The organism is Robbsia betulipollinis (assembly GCF_026624755.1).
Lineage (GTDB): Bacteria > Pseudomonadota > Gammaproteobacteria > Burkholderiales > Burkholderiaceae > Robbsia > Robbsia betulipollinis.
This window is the reverse complement of record NZ_JAPMXC010000002.1, coordinates 171,681-191,384: the sequence shown is the minus strand read 5'-3', so window position 1 is coordinate 191,384 and position 19,704 is coordinate 171,681. Positions and strand designations below refer to the sequence as shown.

Sequence of the window (19,704 nt, the reverse complement as noted above, 5' to 3'; positions counted from 1 at the left end):
CGACATGCCGACGACCTTCGATCTCATCATCCGCCGCGCGTCGCTGGACGGCGCGTTGCCGGAGGGGACTCCCCGCGCTCACGCGGCGCCGGACGGCGGGGATGCGGTGGCGGTGGACATCGGCATCCGCGGCGGGTGCTTCGCGGCCATCGAAACACGTCTGGATGCCAGCGCCGCGGAGGAAATCGACGGTGCCGGGTGTCTGCTTGCACCGCCCTTCGTCGACGCGCACTTCCACATGGACTCCACGCTCTCCTATGGATTGCCGCGGGTCAATGTGTCCGGCACGCTGCTCGAGGGCATCGCGCTGTGGGGCGAACTCAAACCCGATCTGACCCAGGAGGCGCTCGTTGCGCGTGCGCTGACCTATTGCGACTGGGCGGTGGCGCGGGGCGTGCTCGCGATCCGCTCGCATGTCGATATCTCGGACCCGCGGCTGCTGGCGGTCGAGGCCCTGCTGGACGTGCGGCGCCGCGTGGCGCCCTATCTCGACCTGCAACTGGTCGCCTTTCCGCAGGACGGAGTATTGCGCAGCCCGGGCGCCTTCGAGAATCTGCAAAAGGCCGTGGCGATGGGTGTGGACGTCGTCGGCGGCATTCCGCATGGCGAGCGGACCATGGCCGACGGCGCCGCGTCGGTGCGCCTGCTGTGCGAGTTCGCCGCCGAGCGCGGCGTACGCGTGGACATGCATTGCGACGAGTCGGACGACCCGCTGTCGCGGCATATCGAAACGCTGGCGGCGGAGACGCAGCGCCTGGGCATGCAGGGGCGGGTGACGGGTTCGCATCTGACGTCGATGCACTCGATGGACAACTACTACGTCAGCAAGCTGATCCCGTTGATCGCGGAGTCGGGCGTGGCGGCGATCGCCAATCCGCTGATCAACATCACGCTGCAGGGGCGCGCCGATGCCTATCCGAAGCGGCGCGGGATGACGCGCGTGCCGGAGTTGCTGGCGGCGGGCGTCGCGGTCGCTTTCGGGCAGGACTGCGTGATGGACCCGTGGTACAGCCTGGGATCCGGGGACATGCTGGAGGTCGCGCACATGGGCCTGCACGTCGCGCAAATGACCGGCGTGGAAGCGATGCGCGCGGCGTTCGACGCGGTCACGACGACGCCCGCGCGTATCCTCGGCCTGAACAGCCGTGGCATCGCGGTGGGAGCGCCGGCGGATTGCGTGCTGCTGGATGCGCGGGACCGGATCGAGGCGATCCGGTTGCGGGCCGCGCGGCTGGCGGTGATCCGGCGGGGCCGTATCCTCAGCCGCATGCCGCGCGCCGTGGCGGCCCTTTCTTTGCCGGGGCGGCCCGTCGAAGTCGATTTCCGCCTGCCGCGCTGACGCGGTGCAGCGAGCGGACCCCGGCGCTTATCCGCGGACGACTCCGCGGGATGGCCGCGGTGCCGCCCGCATGGGCGGCGACTCGAATTACCCGATCCGCATTACCCGATCCGCATTACCAGATCTGATACCAGGGCTTGCTGACCGCGTTGGCGCGCCGTCCGGTCACGTAATAGCTGGCCGGGAAGGTGGCCGCGAGCACGCGCTGCGTGTCGTCCGCCAGACGCGTTTCGCCCAGCGCGCGGTACGACTGCACCATCACCTCGAGCGCGTCCTCGGTCGCCGGCGCGCCCTGATAGTTCTGCAACGCCGTTTGCGCGCGGTTGACCGCCGCGACGTAGGCGCCGCGCTTGTAGTAGTACTGCGCCGAGTGCACCTCGTGCGTCGCGAGCGCGTTCACGATGTAGCGCATCCGTTGGGCCGAGTCCTGCGCGTAGCGGCTTTGCGGGAAGTGGTCGACAACCTGCTTGAACGCATCGTACGAATCGTGCAGCGCCTTCGGGTCCCGGTCGGCGAGATCCTGGCCGCTGAAGCGCCCGAACAGGCCGAGATCGTCGTTGAAGTTGATCAGGCCCTTCATGTAGTAGGCGTAATCGACGTTCGGGTGATCCGGGTGCAGCTTGATGAAGCGGTCGACGGCCTGGTTGGCGGCGTCCGTGTCGTTGTCGCGATAGTCGCAATAGGCGACGTTGAGCTGCGCTTGCTGTGCAAACCGACCGAAGGGATCGCGTCCCTCCAGCGTCTCGTAATACTTCGCGCACTTGCCCCAGTCACCGTTATCGAGGGCATCCTTCGCCTCCGAGTATAATTTGTCGGTGTGCCAGGTTGCGGTTTCGTCGGATTTCTCCGGCAAGCCACCACAACCGGCCAATATTGCCGCCGCAGTGGTCAGTGCCACTATTCTCAAAGTATTCAGGGCTCGCATTTCCTCGCCTACGTAATGACCCGATCAGCCGCCGATTATAGCCCAACGCCCGTCCCCTCCGATCCAATTACCGGCAATGCCGAAGAGTTGGATGCGCTGTTCACCGATGACGACCTGCTCGACGCAGGCGAAAGCCCCGTATCGCCGCCTTCCGCACCCTTGCCGGGAACCGGCCGCAGACCGCTGAACGAACCGCTCGAACCGCTCGAACCGTTGCGCGGCCATGTCCCCGCGGCGCTCGCGGGCGAACGCCTGGACAAGGTGCTCGCCCGATTGTTTCCGGATTTTTCACGCGGCCGCTTGCAGACCTGGCTGGAAGCGGGGCGCGTGACGATCGACGGCGTGGTCGCCAGGCCGCGTCAGGGCGCCGCCGCCGATGCGTTGCTGGTGGTCGTGCCGCAGCATGCGCCCGAGACGCTCGCCTTCACCGCGGAGCCGGTGCCGCTCGACATCGTCTACGAGGACGCCGCGCTGGTCGTGATCAACAAGCCGGCCGGACTGGTCGTGCATCCGGGCGCGGGCAACTGGACCGGCACGCTGCTCAACGGCCTGCTGTACCACTACGGCGAGCAGGCGTCGTCGTTGCCGCGCGCAGGCATCGTGCACCGGCTCGACAAGGAGACGTCGGGGTTGATGGTGGTGGCGCGCACGCTGACCGCGCAGACCGATCTGGTGCGCCAGCTGCAGGCGCGCACGGTGAAGCGCCGTTATGTCTGCGCGGTATGGGGCAATCCGCCGTCGCACGGCACCATCGATGCGCCGATCGGCCGCGATCCGCGCGACCGGATGAAGATGGCGGTGGTGCACGGCAATGCCGGCAAGGCCGCGCGCACGCATTTCGAAACGGTCTCGACCGGACGGCTCGGCGAGCGCGCGGTGGCCGCGCTGCACTGCGATCTGGAAACCGGCCGCACGCACCAGATCCGGGTGCACTGCCGTCATATCGGTCATCCGCTGGTGGGCGATCCGGTATACGGCGGACCGACGCGCACGACCGCGGCGCCGGCCGCGCCGAGCGGTTTCGCGCGGCAGGCCCTGCACGCGTTCGAACTGGGCCTGCGCCATCCCGATAGCGGCGAAATGTTGAGCTGGCGCGCCCCGGCGCCGGCGGACCTGCTGCGGCTCGCGGCGCAGGCGGAGCTCGATCTCGGTATCGGCGGCGATGATGGCGTCGACGACGACCTGGACGGCGACGACCACGACGTCGGCGACGACGACGCGACCCATGTCGGCGCTGACGATGCGACGTATGACGAACTCGACAACGAACTCGGTGCGGCGGCAGACGGCAAGCCCCCTGCGCGTCGGGAAGACAAGCCATGAGCCACGGCGCCGCCGTCGTGCACGATGCGACCTGACGCCGCGGGAAACCCGCCCGCCGCCGGGCACGAGCGCGGACAGGACGGACAGGACGGACCGGACGGATCCGCAGCCCGGGAAACGCTGCCGGTGCTGACGCCCGACTGGCCCGCTTTGCCGAACGTGAGCGCCTGCGTGACGACGCGTCACGGCGGTTGCAGCGCCGCGCCGTTTGGTGCTGCGCCGTTTGGTGCCGATGCCGGTGCCGGTGCGGGCGGGGGCCTGAATCTCGGGTTTCACACCGGCGACGATCCGCACGCCGTTGCGACCAACCGCGCTCGGGTGCAGGCGCACGTGGGCGGCCGGACGATCGCCTGGCTGGACCAGGTGCACGGCACGGACGTGATCGACGCCGCCGTCGCCGCGACGGCGCCCGTGCCGCCGCGCGCGGACGCCCTGGTCACCGATCGCGCCGATGTGGTGTGCGCGATCATGGTGGCGGATTGCCTCCCCGTACTGCTCGGCGACCGGGACGGGCGGGCGGTGGGGGCCGCGCACGCAGGTTGGCGCGGCTTGTGCGGCGGGGTCATCGAACGCACGGTCGAGGCCATGGCGCGGCTGACGCGGGGGGCGCCGTTGCAGGCCTACCTGGGGCCTGCGATCGGCCCGCTGGCGTTCGAGGTCGGCGCGGAAGTGCGTGCGGCCTTTCTGGACGCGGCGCCGCCCGAAGAGCGGGAGGCGAGCATGGCGGCTTTCGTCGCGCTTCCCGTTGCGCATTCCGTTGCGCATTCCGTCACGACGGGCGCCGTCGTTCACCCCCCGAAATTCCGGGCGGATCTGGCCGCGCTGGCGCGGCTCCGGCTGCTGCGCGCGGGTGTCGCGGCCAGCGCGATCCACGGCGGGAACGCCTGTACGTGGACGGACGCGGATCGCTTCTTTTCCTATCGCCGCGACGGCCGCACGGGCCGTTTCGCGGCGCTGATCTGGCGGGAATCGTCTGCGGGAAAACCATGAGACGGAAAAAATCTCCGGTGCCCCGGCATCTGGGATGATGAAGAAGCGGCCGTTCCTGCGGCATCAACAGCTTTGCAAAAGGAGACAAAATGTCTGGACGCGTCGCCTATGTGACAGGCGGTATGGGCGGCATCGGTACCGCGATCTGTCAACGTCTGCACCAGTCGGGGTTCACCGTGGTGGCCGGGTGCGGGCCGAGTTCGCCACGCCGCGACAAATGGCTTGCGACGCAGCGGGAACTGGGTTTCGAGTTCATCCCGTCGGAGGGCAATGTCGGCGACTGGAACTCCACGAAGGCGGCATTCGATCGCATCCGTCAGGAAGTCGGCGACGTCGTGGTGCTGATCAACAACGCCGGCATCACCCGCGACGTGGTGTTTCGCAAGATGACGCGCGATGACTGGAGCGCGGTCATCGATACGAATCTGACCAGTCTGTTCAACGTGACCAAGCAGGTCATCGAGCCGATGGTGCAGCGCGGTTGGGGGCGCATCATCAATATCTCGTCGGTGAACGGACAGAAGGGACAGTTCGGGCAGACCAATTATTCGACGGCGAAGGCCGGCATCCACGGTTTTACGATGTCGCTCGCGCAGGAGGTCGCCAACTATGGGGTGACCGTCAACACGGTATCGCCGGGCTATATCGGTACCGACATGGTGCGTTCGATCCGGCCCGATGCGCTGGAGAAGATGGTCGAGACGATCCCGGTGCGGCGCCTGGGCTCGCCCGACGAGATCGCCAGCATCGTCAACTGGCTCGCGTCCGACGAAGCGGGCTTCGCCACCGGCGCGGATTTCTCGCTCAACGGCGGCCTGCACATGGGGTGAACCGGGGTGGAGCGGGGGAGGCTGCGGTACGTGCCCGGGCCGACCCCGCCACCCGTCGCGCGACTATCCGCTATAATGCGCGGTTGTTCTTCCATCGCTTCTTCTCGGCTCTGCCCGGACCCGCTCCCACCATGTCCCAAAACCTCTCCGCTGCCGTGCCCAAGGTCGGTTTCGTTTCGCTCGGTTGCCCCAAGGCGCTGGTCGATTCCGAACAGATCATCACCCAGTTGCGCGCCGAGGGATATCAGATCGCCGGAAACTACGCGGGCGCGGACCTGGTCGTCGTCAACACCTGCGGTTTCATCGACGAGGCGGTGCAGGAGAGTCTCGACGCGATCGGCGAAGCGCTCGCGGAAAACGGCAAGGTCATCGTCACCGGATGCCTGGGTGCGAAAACGAGCGCCGACGGGTCGAACCTGATCACCGACGTGCACCCGCGCGTGCTGGCGGTGACCGGCCCGCACGCGATGGGCGAGGTGATGCAGGCGGTACACAATTACCTGCCGCGTCCCCACGACCCCTTCATGGACCTGGTGCCGGCCGCGGGGGTGAAGCTCACGCCGCGCCACTACGCGTATCTGAAGATTTCCGAGGGGTGCAATCACCGCTGCACCTTCTGCATCATCCCGTCGATGCGCGGCGACCTGGTATCGCGACCGATCGGCGAAGTGATGCTGGAAGCGGAGAATCTCTTCAAGTCGGGCGTCAAGGAACTGCTGGTGATCTCGCAGGACACCAGCGCGTACGGTGTCGACGTGAAGTTCCGCACGGGCTTCTGGCAGGGGCGGCCGATCCGCACGCGCATGACCGAACTGGCGACGGCGCTGGGCGAGTTGGCGCAGCAATACGGCGGCTGGGTGCGGCTGCATTACGTCTATCCCTACCCGCACGTCGACGAGATCATTCCGTTGATGGCCGAGGGCAAGATCCTGCCTTATCTGGATGTGCCGTTGCAGCATGCACACCCGGACGTGCTGCGGCGCATGAAGCGCCCGGGCAATCCGGAGCGCACGCTGGAGCGCATTCGCCAATGGCGCGAGGTCTGTCCCGAGCTGACGGTGCGCAGCACCTTCATCGCCGGCTTTCCCGGCGAGACCGAGGAAGAATTCCAGACCCTGCTCGATTTCATCGAAGTCGCGCAGATCGACCGCGTGGGGTGCTTCGCCTATTCGCCGGTCGAGGGCGCGACCGCCAACGACCTGCCCGGCGCCTTGCCCGACGACGTGCGCGAGGAGCGGCGCGCGCGCTTCATGGCCGTGGCGGAGCGTGTCTCGGCCGAAAGGTTGAAGCGCCGGGTGGGCCGCGTGGTGCGGGTGCTGGTCGACGAGGTGACGGCGAACGGCGGCGTGGGCCGCTCGGCCGCGGATGCGCCCGAGATCGACGGCGTGGTGTATATCGAGCCGCCGGCCAAGGCTTCCAAGCGCTACAAGGCGGGAGACTTCGTGTCGGTGCGCATCACCGGCGCCGACGGACACGACCTGTGGGGCGAAGTCTGATCCGGGGCGATCACTTCGCCGGCGCGTCGTTTTCCGGCAGCGCCGGGCGGAAATTCGGGTTGATCGGCCGGTTCATCGGCCCTGGCACCGGCGTCACCTTGAGCGTCGGCCCCTTGTCGCCGGGCACGGTCACCACGTCGTAGGAAATGTCGCCGGTGCAGGTGCGCGCGATCCAGCGCTGCGGCGCCGGGTCGCGCGGGTCGGCCGCGCCGTCCGGATGCTGGATGTTGTCCACTCGCTCGCAGCCGGAACGGGTCGCCGCATCGAGGCGAATCATGTTCTCGGCCGAAGCGCGCGCGGGCGTCAGATCGGGCGCCTTCTCGCGCGTGAAGGGAATGTGGAAGCTGCTGCATGCCGCGCAGGACAGCAGCAGGGCGGCGGCGCCCAGATGCGACACGCGGCGCGTGGCGGACTTCGCGTACATCGACAAAGACATCGAGGATTTCCTGTAGAACGTCGAGAGGGCGATGATACCCCCTGGGGGCGACGCCGCCGTCGCGTTGTCGCTCCCGGTAACATCCGCGGGGTATCGCGGCATCGGGCCAGGCCCGACCAGCAGCCGTCGTCGGCCGGTGCCGCTATACTAGCGGGCAGTCGCGCCGACGCGCATCGCACCGCGCGGCGCCCAACCAAGGAACCCGTTTGACCTCATTCGATCGCGCATCGCGGCCCCGTTCCGGGCGGCGTCCGGGCAAAGGGCGCTGGGCTGGACTGTGGCTGGCCGCCATGGCCGGATCCGCGCTCGCTGTGACGCCGGTATTCGCGCAGGACGGCCCGCCCGACGCGGCGCCGGTCGCCGCGCCGCAGGCCGGCGGCGAGGCGGCTCCGCATGCGCCGCTGTCGCCGGACCCGGCGTTCGCGCGCTACCCCGAGTATCGCGGCACGCTGGGTGGCCGCCGCATCGTCCTGCGCATCGGCGTCAAGCCGGACGACCCCGAGGGATTGAATGGCGAGTATGCGTTTCTCGCCGGCGACGGCGACGCCCGGCCCGGCGCGGTGATCCTGATCGCGGGCGCGCGCGACGGCGAGACCCTCACGCTCGAGGAGTCGGACGATGGCGTGCGCATCAGCGGTCAATGGGTGGGCCTGTACGCGGCCGACGGCAGCCTGTCGGGCGAGCGCATGAACAACGACGAATCGGTCTCGACGCCGTTCGATCTCCGGCCGGTGCCCGGGACCGCGCGCGCCGACGACGCCTCCAGCACAGACATGCAATCCGGCCAGGGGCGCGCGCGCCCGGCCAATAGCCAAGGACGGCCATGAGCGCACTCCCAGCAGACACAGAACATTTGCAGACCCGGTTGTTGCACGAGGACGTGGGCCTCGCATCGGGCTTCGTGGCCTTTCCCACGCCGGTGTACCGCGCGTCGACCGTGGTCTTTCCCGATCTGGCGACGCTGCGCGATTTCGATCTGCACAGCGACGATCAGTGGCGCTATGGCCTGCACCAGACGCCGACCTCGGCGACGCTCGCGCGCCGGCTGGCGATGATCGAGGGCGGCGAATTCTGCCTGCTGCAGCCCTCGGGACTCGCGGCGATATCGAACGTCTATTTCGCGCTGGTGAAGCAGGGCGACGACGTGCTGGTGCCGGACAATGCCTATCAGCCGAATCGCGATCACGGCGACTGGCTGGCGCGTGATTTCGGCATCACGGTGCGGTATTACGATCCGATGATCGGCGCGGGCATCCGCGATCTGATCCAGCCCAACACGCGCCTGATCTGGATCGAGGCGCCCGGTTCGGTGACGATGGAGGTGCCCGACGTGCCGGCGATCACCGCCGTGGCCCGCGAAGCGGGCGCGGTCACCGCAATCGACAATACGTATTCGGCCGGCCTGGGATTCAAACCCTTCGATCATGGCTGCGACATATCGATGCAGGCGCTGACGAAATACCAGTCGGGCGGCAGCGACGTATTGATGGGCGCGTTGATCACGCGCGACGCGGCCCTGCATGCCAGATTGAAGCTGGCGCGCATGCGGCTGGGCCTGGGGGTGTCGCAGGACGATTGTTCGCTGGTGCTGCGCAGCCTGGCGACGCTGGCATTGCGTTACGGCGCGCACGACCGCGCGGCGCTGGGACTGGCCACCTGGCTCAAGCTGCGCCCGGAAGTCAGCGCGGTGCTGCATCCGGGGCTGCCCGATTGCCCCGGTCACGCCTGCTGGCGCCGCGATTTCAGTCACGCGGGCGGCCTGTTCTCGGTGGTGTTCAACGAGACCTACACGCCCGGGCAGATCGATGCCTTCGTCGAGGGCCTGCGGCTGTTCAAGATCGGTTTCAGTTGGGGCGGCGCGTATAGTCTTGCCGTGCCGTACGCACTCGATGGCACGATGCGCACCGCGCGCGCCTGGGAGCACAAGGGCACCCTCGTGCGTTTCTTCGTCGGCCTGGAGAGCGACGAGGACCTGCGCGCGGATCTCGAACAGAGCCTGGTGAAGCACCTGGGCGCCTGAGCGGTCGCCCGCACCGGCGTGGTTCGTCGCACCGGTGCCGCGTGGCGCCGCGTGCGTCGGCGCCGATCGTGCGACGCCGACGCCCTTGCGTTCCCGTCAGAACAGCCGCAGCAGGCCGTCCAGGCCGACATGATCGAATGCCACGCTCGCGCCGGCCCGCACGACGGGCTTCGCGCGAAAGGCGACCGACAGGCCCGCCACGCGCATCATCGGCAGATCGTTCGAACCGTCGCCCATGGCGATCGCCTGCCGCCCGTCGATGCCCAGCGCCTTGCAGGCGGTGAGGACATGCCGCGCCTTGACCTCGCCGTCGACGATCTCGCCCAGCACGCGGCCCGTCAGCTTGCCGCCGACGATTTCCAGCGTATTCGCATGCGCCTCCTCGATGCCGAGCCGCGCCTTGAGCCGGCGTGTGAAGAATGTAAAGCCCCCCGATACCAGCAGCGTCGCGAGCCCGGCGTCGCGCACGCCGGCAAGCATCGTTTCCGCGCCGGGCGAGAGACGCACGCGCGCGTCGTAGACCTGTTCGAGTACGCTGGCGTCCAGGCCCGCCAGCAGGGCGACACGGCGGCGCAGACTTTCTCGGAAATCGCCGATCTCGCCGCGCATCGCGGCTTCGGTGATCGCACTGACCTCGGCCTTCAACCCGCAGAAGTCGGCGATCTCGTCGATGCACTCGATGGTGATCAGCGTCGAATCCATGTCCATCGCCAGCAGACCGAAATCCGCGAGCCGCAACGGCGGCAGATAGGCGTGGTCCAGTGCGTGGGCCGCGCAATAATGCGCCACGGCCTCCCGCTGTTCGAGCGGCGCGGCGATCAGCCGGCAGGCGGTGGCGTCGATTTCGACCAGCGAGGTCGCGCCCGAGAGGCGGCGCAGTTGGTCCAGATGCTCGTCGGCGATCGGAACGAGGCTTTGCAGGGTGAGGTTGGTGGCGGCGGTCATGGGGTGGCGGTGCGGGAAATGACGCGGCGACCGGCGCTGCGGCCGGTCCGTGACGTGGCGAAGCCCGTATTGTAAGCGCTCGGCCGTGCCCTGCATGCCGCTCAGGCGGCCGGCGCGCCCAGGGCTTCCGAAATTTCGATGAGGTTCAGGTCCGGATCGCGAATGTAGATGGAGCGCAGTTTGCCCGTCGCCCCGTTTCGCTCGACCGGGCCCTCGACGATCGGCCAGCCGCAATGGCCCAGGTGGGTGATGACCTCGTCGAGCGGCACGCTGGCGATGAAGCACAGGTCGAGCGCGCCCGGCGCCGGCAAGTGGGCGTGGGGCGACACCTCGGCGCCGCGCACATGCAGATTGATCTTCTGCGCGCCGAAATGGAAGGCGACGCGGCCTTCGCCGAATGTTTCGAGCCGCATCTGCATGACGAACGTATAGAAACGTTTCGTGGCGTCGAGATCCACGCAGGTCAGGACGAGATGATCGAGGTGTTCGATGAAGGGCATGATGGTTTCCCGAAAAAAGCGAGCGGTGGCATGACCTGCGCGGTTGCCTCGGATAAGCCCGGGCGGTATGGCGGCGAGGTTCTGGGCATGCTCCGTGCTAGTTACTCCGTGCTGGTTACGCAGCATTACTCGAACTGCACTGCATGTATCGCCGTATTCCCACTTCGCTCGGAAAGGCACCGACACCACCGGCTCTCCAGACCATGCGCAAGGTACACACCGACATTTTCGTGCTCGCCCCGGCATCCGTCGCCACGTTGGCGGATGGCGATACCTCCGACGCGTCGATCGCCGCGTCACTGCCTTTTCCGGACGCTGCGTCGGCCCCGGCGTCACCGTCCGACGCCGTTGCCCTGGCCGAGCCTGTCCAGGAAATCCGCCCCGGCTACGCGATGCATTTCGTCGATGGCGACTTGCCGACCCTGCATGCGGCGCTGCTCGACGTCCTGTCGCAGACGATGGGCGTGCGCAATGCCGCCACCCATGCCACGCTTCATGCGCTGCCGATCAGTCATGAGGCGCTGTACGCAGTGATGCAGGGCGATATCCTGCGTTTTTCACTATGCCAGGACACGATCTCCCTGCAGCTTTCCCTGACCCCGTTCACCGACGCCGACGGCCGCCTCGCCGGCGTCATCCTGATGTCGCAGCCTTGCGACGACGCCAAGGCAACCGGATCGGGTTCCGGCGGGCAGCAAACCGACGCTCCGGTCCCGCATGCCCAGACGATGACGCTGCACCCCGGCGAATCGGCGGTCGAGCGCATGCGTCGCGAACTGCTCGCGATAGTGTCGCACGAACTGCGTTCGCCCTTGTCCTCGATCCGCAGCTGGACGCATGTCCTGCGACAATCGCTGGAGGCCTCCCACTTGCCACCGGCGGCGCTGCCCCAGGCGGACCGCGCACTGGCCGGCATTACGGCGGGTGTCGAGCGGCAGGTCGAAATGGTCGATACCCTGATCGACGCGGCGCGGGTTCTCGCCGGCGACGTACATCTGCGCTATGCCACGTTCCGTCTCGGCGACACGGTGGAGGCGACGCTGCGCACCCTGGCGCCGGAACTGGAAAAAAAGCAGTTGACGGTCGAACGTATCGTGATTGCACCGCGGGCCGACGCCGATGCTGGCGGTGAGGGCGCGGGCGTGCAGGCAGCCGAACAGGAAACCGTCACCGCCTTCACCGCGCCGGATCGCCGTCGTGGCGTTCCCGCTTCCCTGCCCGACTGGCAGACGGTAACGGGCGACGTCGAGCGTGTCACGCAGATCGTGTCCCAGTTGCTTGGCAACGCGATCAAGTTCAGCACCGCTGGCGGGGTCATTCGCGTGCGGGTGCAGACGGCGCAACGTCCGCAGCGCGAGGTCGCAGACCCCGACGCGGGCCGGTCGATCGCGCGGCTGCCGGATGTGCCGGGCGGCGCGTTCGTCGCCTTGAGCGTCGAGGACGATGGCGTGGGCATCGCGCCGGCTCTGCTGCCCGGCATTTTTCGCACGTTCGCGCAGGTCGACCAGTCCACGACGCGTCGCAGCGACGGTTTCGGCCTTGGCCTGCCGGTCGCGCGACAACTGGCCGAACTGCACGGCGGCGAACTGCTGGCGCAAAGCGAGGGCGAATCCCACGGCGCCCGTTTCACGCTGACGCTGCCGACACTGGGCGAGCATCGTGCCGCCGCTGCCCGGCACGTGGCGCCGACGCAGGCCTTCCCCTCGCTCGCCGGCATAGCGGTCATGGTGATCGACGATCAGCAAGAGGTACGCGAATCGCTCACGGCGGTGCTGGAACAAAGCGGCGCCGAGGTCCTGGCGGCGGAATCGGGACGCGATGCGATCGCCCAGCTCGAGGCCCGCGGTCCGCAGCACGAGCCCGACATCCTGATCTGCGATATCGCGATGCCGGACGAGGACGGCTATGTGACGCTTCTGCGCATTCGCCAGTGGGAGGAGAATCGCGGGGTCGAGCCGCAGGAACGGCTGGCCGCCATTGCGGTGACGGCGTTCGCGCAGCGGGAGGACCGCGACCGGGCGCTGTCGCGCGGTTATGCGCTGCACTTCTCGAAACCGGTCGATCCGACGCGTTTGCTGGGCGCCGTCGCCGCGCTTGCCGGAAAATGAATCGTTCACTCTGAGGAAACGCGCATGGCCAGCAGTCAAGGCGGCAGGGAAAAGGCGGCGGCATCGGGCGAAAAGGCGGTGGCACCCGTGAAAAAGGCCAGGGCACCGGGCAAAAAAGGCCTCGCACCGGTCGCCGATAACGGCACGCCGCACATGATCTGGAAGGGCGCCGTGAGCTTCGGGCTGGTGCATGTCCCGGTACGGCTCTATCCCGCCACCGCGCACGTCGGGGTCGGATTCGATCTGCTCGACCGGCGCACGTTCGATCCGATCGGCTATCGCAAGATCAACAAGGCGACCGGCGAGGAAGTGGCGAAGGAAGACATCGTGCGCGGCATCGAACACCGCAAAGGCGAATACGTGGTGCTATCGGACGAGGAGATCCGTGCCGCGAACGTCGCGTCGACCCAGACGGTGGAGATTCTCGCCTTCGTCAATGCGGCGGAGATATCGTTCCTGTACCTCGACACCCCGTATTTCCTCGCGCCCGACAAGGGCGGCGACAAGGTCTACGCGCTGCTGCGCGAGGCCTTGCGACGGGCCGGCAAGATCGGCGTGGCAAATGTCGTGATGCATGGCAAGCAGCATCTCGCGGCGCTGGTGCCGTCGGGGCCGGTCCTGGCGCTCAATACCCTGCGCTGGGCCAGCGAGGTGCGCGATCCCGCCGCCCTGACGCTGCCGCCGGAAGACGTCGGCCGGGCAGGGGTCACCGCAAAGGAGGTGGACATGGCGCTGCGGCTGGTCGAGGAGATGAGCAGTGCATGGGAGCCCGCGCAATACCACGACACCTTCCATGACGACATCCTGGCCCTGGTTGCGCGCAAGGTAAAAGCGGGCAAGACGCATGCGCTCGAAACACCGGAGCCACCCGCGGCGGCGAGCCGGGACAACGTCGTCGACCTGAGCGAACTGTTGCGCCGCAGTCTCGGCGCGCGCGCGCCCGCGACGCCGGTTCGCGCAAAAAAGACGAAGCGCGACACCGAGAGCGAGGCGAAGGGCGCATCCGCATGACACCGTGCACGCGCCACGCAGCCGCGCAGACGCAATATTGCTATGATGTACGATGCCGTACGCGCCACCGAGCGTCAAAACGCAGGTTTTGTGGCAGGGTGCGCTTCCGCCATCTCGTCTTCCGATACTGCATGACCGAATTGCTAACCCGTCTCAAAAATGACACCGCCGACGCGCACGAGGCGCTCGAGCGCGCGCTCGATCTGGCCCGTCCGGAAATGGCGCGTCCTGCCTATGTCGCGTTGCTGGAAGGATTTCGCGGTTTCGTCGCGCCGTGGGAGGCGCGTCTGGCTGTCGCTTTGCCCGAACGGCTGGGCGATTTCGCGCGCGAGCGGGAGAAGACGCCGCTGCTGGATGCGGACCTGCGCCATTTGAGCGGCGGCGCCTGCGATCCCGCGGCGCTGCCCGTTTGCACGGCGCTGCCGGCGCTCGACACGTTGCCGCGTGCATTGGGTTCGATGTACGTCATGGAGGGTTCGACGCTCGGCGGACGTTTCATCGGCCCGGCGATGGCGCGCCGCTTTGGCTTGTCCGAGCACCTGGGGTATGGGTATTTCGATCCCTACCGCGAGCATACCGGCAGCATGTGGAACGCCTTCAAGGTGCGCATGGCGGAAGAGGTGGCACCGGAACAGGCCGCCGCCGCGGTCGCCGCCGCTCGCGAAACTTTCGCCGCGCTGCATGTCTGGCTCGCGCCGCGGGCGCGGGCATGAGAATACGATGAAATCGCTGACAGGACAGGCGGACACGGTCGCGGCGCACACGCCGCGCGCTTCGATCGCATCGATCGCCTACAACACCTTGCCGGTTCCCGCGCTGGATGCGTGCGACCAGGAACCGATCCGCGTGCCGGGCGCGATCCAGCCGCACGGCTATCTGGTCGCGCTGGATGCGGACCTGCGCGTCGTGCAGACATCGGCCAACGTCGGCGAGCTGACCGGCGAGGCGGCGGAGGCACTGCTCGGGCGGCATGTCGAAACGCTGATCGGCGCGGCGGGCGCGCGCGTGGTCGCGGAAGTCCTGGAAACGGTCGCCGTCGAGGACAAGCCGCTGTACATCGGTCGCGTGGCCTGGACGCGTGGCAACGGCACCCGGCTCGCGGCGGATGCCGATGGCGACATGACGTTCGGCGAGGGCGCGCAGGCGGCGCAACGCCCGCGCGGCGAGCGCATGCTGGATATGCTGCTGCACTCGCACGCCGGCGTGCTGTTGCTCGAGATCGAACCGACCGCCCATGTCGGCAATGTCTTCAGCCCGATCTACGCGCTGGTCCGCACCTTCGTCCAGCGGCTGGAAGACGCCGATACCTTGCAGCAACTGCTCGATCTGGCGGCACGCGAGGTGCGCAGGATCACCGGCTACGGCCGCGTGCTGGTCTATCGTTTCGACGAGGACGGCCATGGCCAGGTGCTGGCCGAGGATCGCGATCCGGAGTACGCGTCGTATCTCGATCATTTCTTCCCGGCGGCGGACATCCCGAAGCAGGCGCGCGAGCTGTATCTGCTCAATCACATCCGCCTCATCGCCGATGCCGCCTACGTTCCCGCGCCGTTGATTCCCGCCCATCATCCGGAAACCGGTGCGCCGACCGATCTGTCCTATGCCGCGCTGCGCAGCGTCTCGCCCGTGCATCTCGAGTACATGCGCAATATGGGTACCGCGAGTTCGATGTCGATCTCGATCGTCGTACGCGGCAAACTCTGGGGCCTGATCTCCTGCCACCATGCCAGCGCGCGGCAGGTTGGCTTCGAAGCGCGCGCCGCGTGCGAGCACCTCTGCGAAGTGCTGTCGTTGCAGGTCGCGGCGAAAGAGGAGAGCGCCGAGGCGGGATACCGGCTCGGACTGCGCAAGATGCTGGTCGAATTGATTTCTGCGATGTCCGATCGCGACGATTTCACCACCAGCATCGTGTCCTCGCCGGTGGCGCTGTTGCGCTTCATGTCCGCGCACGGGGCGGCCGTCGTGTACGCCGGGCGGATCGTCACCGTCGGCGTCACGCCGGATACCGCCGTGATCCAGCGCATCGTCGACTACATCGCCACATCGTCGAGCCGCGACGTATTCCACACGGATACGATGTCGGAACTGTTGTCGTGGGAAGAGGGGGATGACGTACCGGACTGGGCCGCCTCGGCCAGCGGCGTGCTGGCTGTGCAGATCTCGAAGATCCATCGTCATTTCGTCCTGTGGTTCCGGCCCGAGGTGGTGCGCACCATCGCCTGGGCGGGCGACCCGCGCAAGGTGGTCGTCGCGGCCGACACCGACGCCGCCGCCGACACTGCGGCGAACGCCTGCACGCCGGCGTCCGCGGGGAATCTGCGGGTTTCGCCGCGCGAGAGTTTCGAGACCTGGCGGCAGACGGTGCGGCACCGCTCGCGGCGCTGGCACGACAGCGAAATCAACATCGCGCTGGATTTCCGCACGTCGATCCTGGGTATCGTCCTGCGTCGCGCAGAGGAAATGGCGCAGCTCGCGGCCGAACTCGGGCGCGTCAACAAGGAGCTGGAGGCTTTTTCGTACTCGGTCTCGCACGACCTACGCGCGCCGCTGCGGCATATCGTCGGCTATGGCGACTTGCTGCGCGAGCAGGAGATCGACCGGTTGTCGGAGCGTGGCGCGCGTTTTCTGCAGAACATCGTGGATTCGGCGAAACTCGCCGGCACGCTGGTGGACGATCTGCTGTCGTTCTCGCAGATGGGACGCGCCGCGCTGCGGCCCGCGCCGGTCAGCGTGCGGGCCATGGTCGACGCGGTGATTCGCGAACTCGAAGCGGAAAACCCGGGACGCGCCATCACGTGGCAGATCGGTCCGTTGCCGACGGTGACGGGCGATGCCGCCTTCCTGATACTGGCGGTTCGCAATCTGCTGTCGAATGCGGTCAAGTACTCGAAGACGCGCGCACAGGCGACGATCGCGATCGAGGCGCGCGAAACGGCTCGCGAGCATATCGTGTCGATCCGCGACAATGGGGTGGGATTCAACATGCGCTATGTCGGCAAGCTCTTCGGGGTGTTCCAGCGCTTGCATCGGGCGGACGAGTTCGAAGGTACCGGCATCGGCCTCGCCAATGTACGGCGTATCATCGAACGACACGATGGCCGCACCTGGGCCGAAGGCGAGCCGGACAAGGGCGCGACATTCTTTTTCTCGATGCCGAAGGTGCCTGCCGTGTCGGCGCCTTCGGCCCGGCCTCTCGCGTAGCGTTGCGGTACATGCCCCCAGCCGACCTTTCCATGTCATCTTCCCATTCCGGCCGTTCCATGCTCAAACCGATTCTTCTCGTCGAAGACAACCCGAGCGACCTGGAGCTGACGCTCGTCGCGCTCGAGCGCAGCCAGCTCGCCAACCAGGTCGTGGTCACGCGCGATGGCGTCGAGGCGATCGAATACCTGAGCGCGGCGGGCAACTGGGCGGGGCGGCCCGCGGGGCATCCCGCGGTCATCCTGCTCGACCTGAAGCTGCCGAGGATCGACGGCCTGGAGGTGCTGGAACATATCCGCACCACCCCCGAGCTGAAGAGCATTCCCGTGGTCATGCTGACCTCCTCGAGGGAGGAGCAGGATCTGGTGCGCAGCTATGAGCTGGGCGTGAACGCCTATGTCGTGAAACCGGTGGTCTTCAAGGAATTCGTCGACGCGATTTCCGATCTCGGCATGTTCTGGGCCATGCTCAACGAGCCGCCGCCCGGCTCGGCGCGCGTCGAGCGCAAACCCAGTCTCGGGTGAGGGCGCGACGGTGACGCAACGGCTGAGGGTCTTGCTCGTCGAGGACAGTCCGCTCGACGCGGAACTGACGCTCGCGCGTCTGGACGCCGCGGGTTTCGTCTACGATGTCACGACCGTCGACAATGCCGCCGATTTCTCCGCGCAGCTGGCGCAGACCGAATTCGATATCGTGCTCGCGGATTTCGTGCTGCCGTCGTTCTCGGGCAGCGAGGCGCTGGCGCTCGCCCGCGCGTTTTCCTCGGAACTGCCTTTCGTGGTCGTCTCCGGCGTGCTGGGCGAGGAGCATGCGGTCGACATGCTCAAGCAGGGCGCGACCGACTACGTTCTCAAACAGCGCTTGCAGCGCCTGCCGCCGGTGGTGCGCCGTGCGCTGACCGAACGCGACGAACGCCGTCACCGCATCCAGGCGGAACGGCAGCTGCGCGAGACTGAAACGCAGTTCGGGATGGTGATCGATGCACTGCGGGACTATGCGGTGATGACGCTGGACGTCGACGGTCGGGTACGCACCTGGAACGCCGCGTCGCAGGGCATTCTCGGCTATGCGGCGCACGAGGTGCTCGGCCGCAGCGCGGACTTCCTGTTGTCCGCGGACGATCGCGCGCAAGGGGTCTTCGCGCACGAGCTGTCGCAGGCGCAACGCGCCGGCAGCTGCGGCGACGACCGCTGGCTGGTGTGCCAGGACGGACGGACCTTTTTCGGCTCCGGGGTCACCACGGCGATGCGCGACGAACAGGGCGCGCTGACCGGTTTCTCGAAAATCATCCGCGACACCACCGAGGCGCGCGTCGCCGCGGACGCGCTGCGTCTGGCGAAGGAGCAGGCCGAGACGGCGAACCGCGCGAAGGACCATTTTCTCGCCGTGCTGTCGCATGAGCTGCGTACCCCCCTCACGCCCATTCTCGCCGCGGTCCGGCTCATCCAGCTCAAGACACGCCTGCCGCAGGATTTGCAGCACACGCTGGAGGTGATCCGCCGCAATGTGGAACTCGAGGCCCGACTGATCGATGACCTGCTCGACCTCACCAGCATCGCGCGCGGCAAGCTGAGTCTGAATTTCGCGCAGGTCAACCTCGCGACCCTGCTCGACAGCGCGGTCGACATGTCGTCGGTCGACATCGATGCGAAGCGGCTGCATATCGATACCCGCCTGCGGGCGCGCGACACGACGGTCATGGGCGACGCCGCGCGGCTGCAGCAGATCCTCTGGAACATCGTCAAGAACGCCGTGAAATTCACGCCGAGCGATGGCGCGATCCGCATCGAAATGCACAATCCCGATCCGGTGCATATCGCCGTCAGCGTCACCGATACCGGCATCGGCATCGACGCCGCCGCGCTGTCGCGGATCTTCTCGGCGTTCGAACAGGCGGATGCGTCGATCGGCCCGGCGTTCGGCGGCCTCGGGCTGGGCCTCGCGATCGCGCACACGCTGGCGCTCAAGCACGACGGGACGATCGAAGCGACGAGCGCGGGCCGCGGCCGCGGCGCCTGTTTCACGCTGACCCTGCCGCTGGTCGAGGCGGCGCCGCTGACGGGCGACGCGCCGGCGGCGAGCGTGGTCGACCCGGCCGCCAGCCGCGCACTGAACGTCCTGCTCGTCGAGGACAACGTGCATACGTCGATGGCAATGGCCCAGTTGCTCGAGGTGTTCGGCCATCGCGTCGCGGTTGCCGCGAGCGTGGGCGCGGCGCGCGTGCTGACCGACGCCGATCGCTACGATGTCCTGATCAGCGACATCGGCCTGCCCGACGGCAGCGGGCTCGACGTGGTGCGGTACTGGAACGGCGTGCAGGACGGCGCGCCGTCCATCGCGATCACGGGCTACGGCATGGAAGAAGACATCCGCCGCAGTCGCGATGCGGGTTTCGCGAACCATATTACAAAACCGGTAAACTTCGACCGGCTCGAAGCCTTGCTGGACGTGATCGCGCAAAGTCCCGCTGCCCGCGAAAAACGCGTGCCCCCGACCGAATAGTACGCTTGTCCTGCCTGCAAACGCGATCGACGGGCGGATGCCGCCCCGCGTTCGGGATCAACGGCATGAAAATTGCAT

At 67.4% G+C, this 19,704-nt stretch carries 17 protein-coding genes; 13 read left to right on the top strand and 4 right to left on the bottom strand.

Translation table 11 applies throughout. From position 1 onward, the window contains the following. Nucleotides 1-4 precede the first annotated feature (4 nt). Nucleotides 5-1,339 carry an amidohydrolase family protein gene (locus OVY01_RS12635; protein WP_267847950.1) on the top strand — a complete coding sequence of 445 codons (1,335 nt, stop codon included), beginning with the start codon at nt 5-7 and terminating at the stop codon, nt 1,337-1,339. A 115-nt stretch (nt 1,340-1,454) separates the two neighbouring features. Here the strand turns inward: OVY01_RS12635 and OVY01_RS12630 are convergent, their stop codons facing one another. After that, nucleotides 1,455-2,264 carry an outer membrane protein assembly factor BamD gene (locus OVY01_RS12630; protein WP_267847949.1) on the bottom strand — a complete coding sequence of 270 codons (810 nt, stop codon included), beginning with the start codon at nt 2,262-2,264 and terminating at the stop codon, nt 1,455-1,457. A 15-nt stretch (nt 2,265-2,279) separates the two neighbouring features. Here OVY01_RS12630 and OVY01_RS12625 point away from each other — a divergent pair, with 15 nt between their 5' ends. From OVY01_RS12625 to rimO, 4 genes are all read left to right on the top strand, one after another. Continuing rightward, on the top strand, nt 2,280-3,587 hold the full coding sequence (locus tag OVY01_RS12625; protein WP_267847948.1) for an RluA family pseudouridine synthase: 1,308 nt from the start codon (nt 2,280-2,282) through the stop codon (nt 3,585-3,587). Between the two features lie 24 nt (nt 3,588-3,611). After that, the gene (gene pgeF / locus OVY01_RS12620; RefSeq protein WP_267847947.1) at nt 3,612-4,577 is read left to right on the top strand and encodes a peptidoglycan editing factor PgeF; all 966 of its coding nucleotides are present in this window, start codon (nt 3,612-3,614) and stop codon (nt 4,575-4,577) included. 89 nt (nt 4,578-4,666) lie between these two features. Then, nucleotides 4,667-5,407, top strand: a complete 741-nt coding sequence (locus OVY01_RS12615; protein WP_267847946.1) for a 3-ketoacyl-ACP reductase — start codon at nt 4,667-4,669, stop codon at nt 5,405-5,407. A 131-nt stretch (nt 5,408-5,538) separates the two neighbouring features. Then, entirely contained in the window at nt 5,539-6,903 is a 1,365-nt protein-coding gene (gene rimO / locus OVY01_RS12610; RefSeq protein ID WP_267847945.1) for a 30S ribosomal protein S12 methylthiotransferase RimO, read from the top strand. Nucleotides 6,904-6,913: 10 nt separating this feature from the next. Here rimO and OVY01_RS12605 read toward each other — a convergent pair whose 3' ends face one another. Next, on the bottom strand, nt 6,914-7,339 hold the full coding sequence (locus OVY01_RS12605; protein WP_267847944.1) for a hypothetical protein: 426 nt from the start codon (nt 7,337-7,339) through the stop codon (nt 6,914-6,916). Between the two features lie 206 nt (nt 7,340-7,545). On the opposite strand from OVY01_RS12605, the gene OVY01_RS12600 reads away from it, so the two are divergent. Together OVY01_RS12600 and OVY01_RS12595 are read left to right on the top strand one after the other, a co-directional pair. Further along, the gene (locus OVY01_RS12600) at nt 7,546-8,166 is read left to right on the top strand and encodes a hypothetical protein (RefSeq protein ID WP_267847943.1); all 621 of its coding nucleotides are present in this window, start codon (nt 7,546-7,548) and stop codon (nt 8,164-8,166) included. Further along, nucleotides 8,163-9,359 (top strand): cystathionine beta-lyase, encoded by a 1,197-nt coding sequence (locus tag OVY01_RS12595; protein WP_267847942.1) that lies wholly within the window; start codon nt 8,163-8,165, stop codon nt 9,357-9,359. Before OVY01_RS12600 ends, OVY01_RS12595 begins: the two co-directional genes overlap by 4 nt. A gap of 96 nt (nt 9,360-9,455) precedes the next feature. Here OVY01_RS12595 and serB read toward each other — a convergent pair whose 3' ends face one another. Next, nucleotides 9,456-10,304: a phosphoserine phosphatase SerB gene (gene serB / locus OVY01_RS12590; protein ID WP_267847941.1), complete on the bottom strand. Its 849-nt coding sequence runs from the start codon at nt 10,302-10,304 to the stop codon at nt 9,456-9,458. 101 nt (nt 10,305-10,405) lie between these two features. Continuing rightward, the gene (locus OVY01_RS12585) at nt 10,406-10,804 is read right to left on the bottom strand and encodes a VOC family protein (protein ID WP_267847940.1); all 399 of its coding nucleotides are present in this window, start codon (nt 10,802-10,804) and stop codon (nt 10,406-10,408) included. A 203-nt stretch (nt 10,805-11,007) separates the two neighbouring features. Between OVY01_RS12585 and OVY01_RS12580 the strand changes: the two genes are divergently transcribed. The 6 genes from OVY01_RS12580 to OVY01_RS12555 all read left to right on the top strand — a co-directional run bounded on the left by OVY01_RS12580 (nt 11,008) and on the right by OVY01_RS12555 (nt 19,626). Further along, on the top strand, nt 11,008-12,912 hold the full coding sequence (locus tag OVY01_RS12580; RefSeq protein ID WP_267847939.1) for an ATP-binding response regulator: 1,905 nt from the start codon (nt 11,008-11,010) through the stop codon (nt 12,910-12,912). Between the two features lie 153 nt (nt 12,913-13,065). Beyond that, a complete protein-coding gene (gene ku / locus OVY01_RS12575) occupies nt 13,066-13,923 on the top strand; it encodes a non-homologous end joining protein Ku (RefSeq protein WP_267848075.1) in 858 nt (285 codons plus the stop codon). A 131-nt stretch (nt 13,924-14,054) separates the two neighbouring features. Next, nucleotides 14,055-14,636: a biliverdin-producing heme oxygenase gene (locus OVY01_RS12570; protein WP_267847938.1), complete on the top strand. Its 582-nt coding sequence runs from the start codon at nt 14,055-14,057 to the stop codon at nt 14,634-14,636. A gap of 7 nt (nt 14,637-14,643) precedes the next feature. Continuing rightward, nucleotides 14,644-17,124: an ATP-binding protein gene (locus OVY01_RS12565; RefSeq protein WP_267847937.1), complete on the top strand. Its 2,481-nt coding sequence runs from the start codon at nt 14,644-14,646 to the stop codon at nt 17,122-17,124. A 59-nt stretch (nt 17,125-17,183) separates the two neighbouring features. Further along, nucleotides 17,184-17,648, top strand: coding sequence for a response regulator (locus OVY01_RS12560; RefSeq protein ID WP_267848074.1), 465 nt, complete (start codon nt 17,184-17,186; stop codon nt 17,646-17,648). 10 nt (nt 17,649-17,658) lie between these two features. Beyond that, nucleotides 17,659-19,626, top strand: a complete 1,968-nt coding sequence (locus tag OVY01_RS12555) for a hybrid sensor histidine kinase/response regulator (protein WP_267847936.1) — start codon at nt 17,659-17,661, stop codon at nt 19,624-19,626. Nucleotides 19,627-19,704: the final 78 nt, after the last annotated feature.

What these genes read in the sequence shown, in the direction of transcription:
- OVY01_RS12580 (WP_267847939.1), top strand. Translation starts at nt 11,008, where the DNA reads ATGCGCAAGGTACACACCGACATTTTCGTGCTCGCCCCGGCATCCGTC.
- OVY01_RS12595 (WP_267847942.1), top strand. Translation starts at nt 8,163, where the DNA reads ATGAGCGCACTCCCAGCAGACACAGAACATTTGCAGACCCGGTTGTTG.
- OVY01_RS12560 (WP_267848074.1), top strand. Translation starts at nt 17,184, where the DNA reads ATGCTCAAACCGATTCTTCTCGTCGAAGACAACCCGAGCGACCTGGAG.
- serB (WP_267847941.1), bottom strand. Translation starts at nt 10,304, where the DNA reads ATGACCGCCGCCACCAACCTCACCCTGCAAAGCCTCGTTCCGATCGCC.
- OVY01_RS12625 (WP_267847948.1), top strand. Translation starts at nt 2,280, where the DNA reads ATGACCCGATCAGCCGCCGATTATAGCCCAACGCCCGTCCCCTCCGAT.
- ku (WP_267848075.1), top strand. Translation starts at nt 13,066, where the DNA reads ATGATCTGGAAGGGCGCCGTGAGCTTCGGGCTGGTGCATGTCCCGGTA.
- OVY01_RS12635 (WP_267847950.1), top strand. Translation starts at nt 5, where the DNA reads ATGCCGACGACCTTCGATCTCATCATCCGCCGCGCGTCGCTGGACGGC.
- rimO (WP_267847945.1), top strand. Translation starts at nt 5,539, where the DNA reads ATGTCCCAAAACCTCTCCGCTGCCGTGCCCAAGGTCGGTTTCGTTTCG.
- OVY01_RS12615 (WP_267847946.1), top strand. Translation starts at nt 4,667, where the DNA reads ATGTCTGGACGCGTCGCCTATGTGACAGGCGGTATGGGCGGCATCGGT.
- OVY01_RS12630 (WP_267847949.1), bottom strand. Translation starts at nt 2,264, where the DNA reads ATGCGAGCCCTGAATACTTTGAGAATAGTGGCACTGACCACTGCGGCG.
- OVY01_RS12565 (WP_267847937.1), top strand. Translation starts at nt 14,644, where the DNA reads ATGAAATCGCTGACAGGACAGGCGGACACGGTCGCGGCGCACACGCCG.
- OVY01_RS12585 (WP_267847940.1), bottom strand. Translation starts at nt 10,804, where the DNA reads ATGCCCTTCATCGAACACCTCGATCATCTCGTCCTGACCTGCGTGGAT.
- OVY01_RS12570 (WP_267847938.1), top strand. Translation starts at nt 14,055, where the DNA reads ATGACCGAATTGCTAACCCGTCTCAAAAATGACACCGCCGACGCGCAC.
- OVY01_RS12605 (WP_267847944.1), bottom strand. Translation starts at nt 7,339, where the DNA reads ATGTCTTTGTCGATGTACGCGAAGTCCGCCACGCGCCGCGTGTCGCAT.
- pgeF (WP_267847947.1), top strand. Translation starts at nt 3,612, where the DNA reads ATGCGACCTGACGCCGCGGGAAACCCGCCCGCCGCCGGGCACGAGCGC.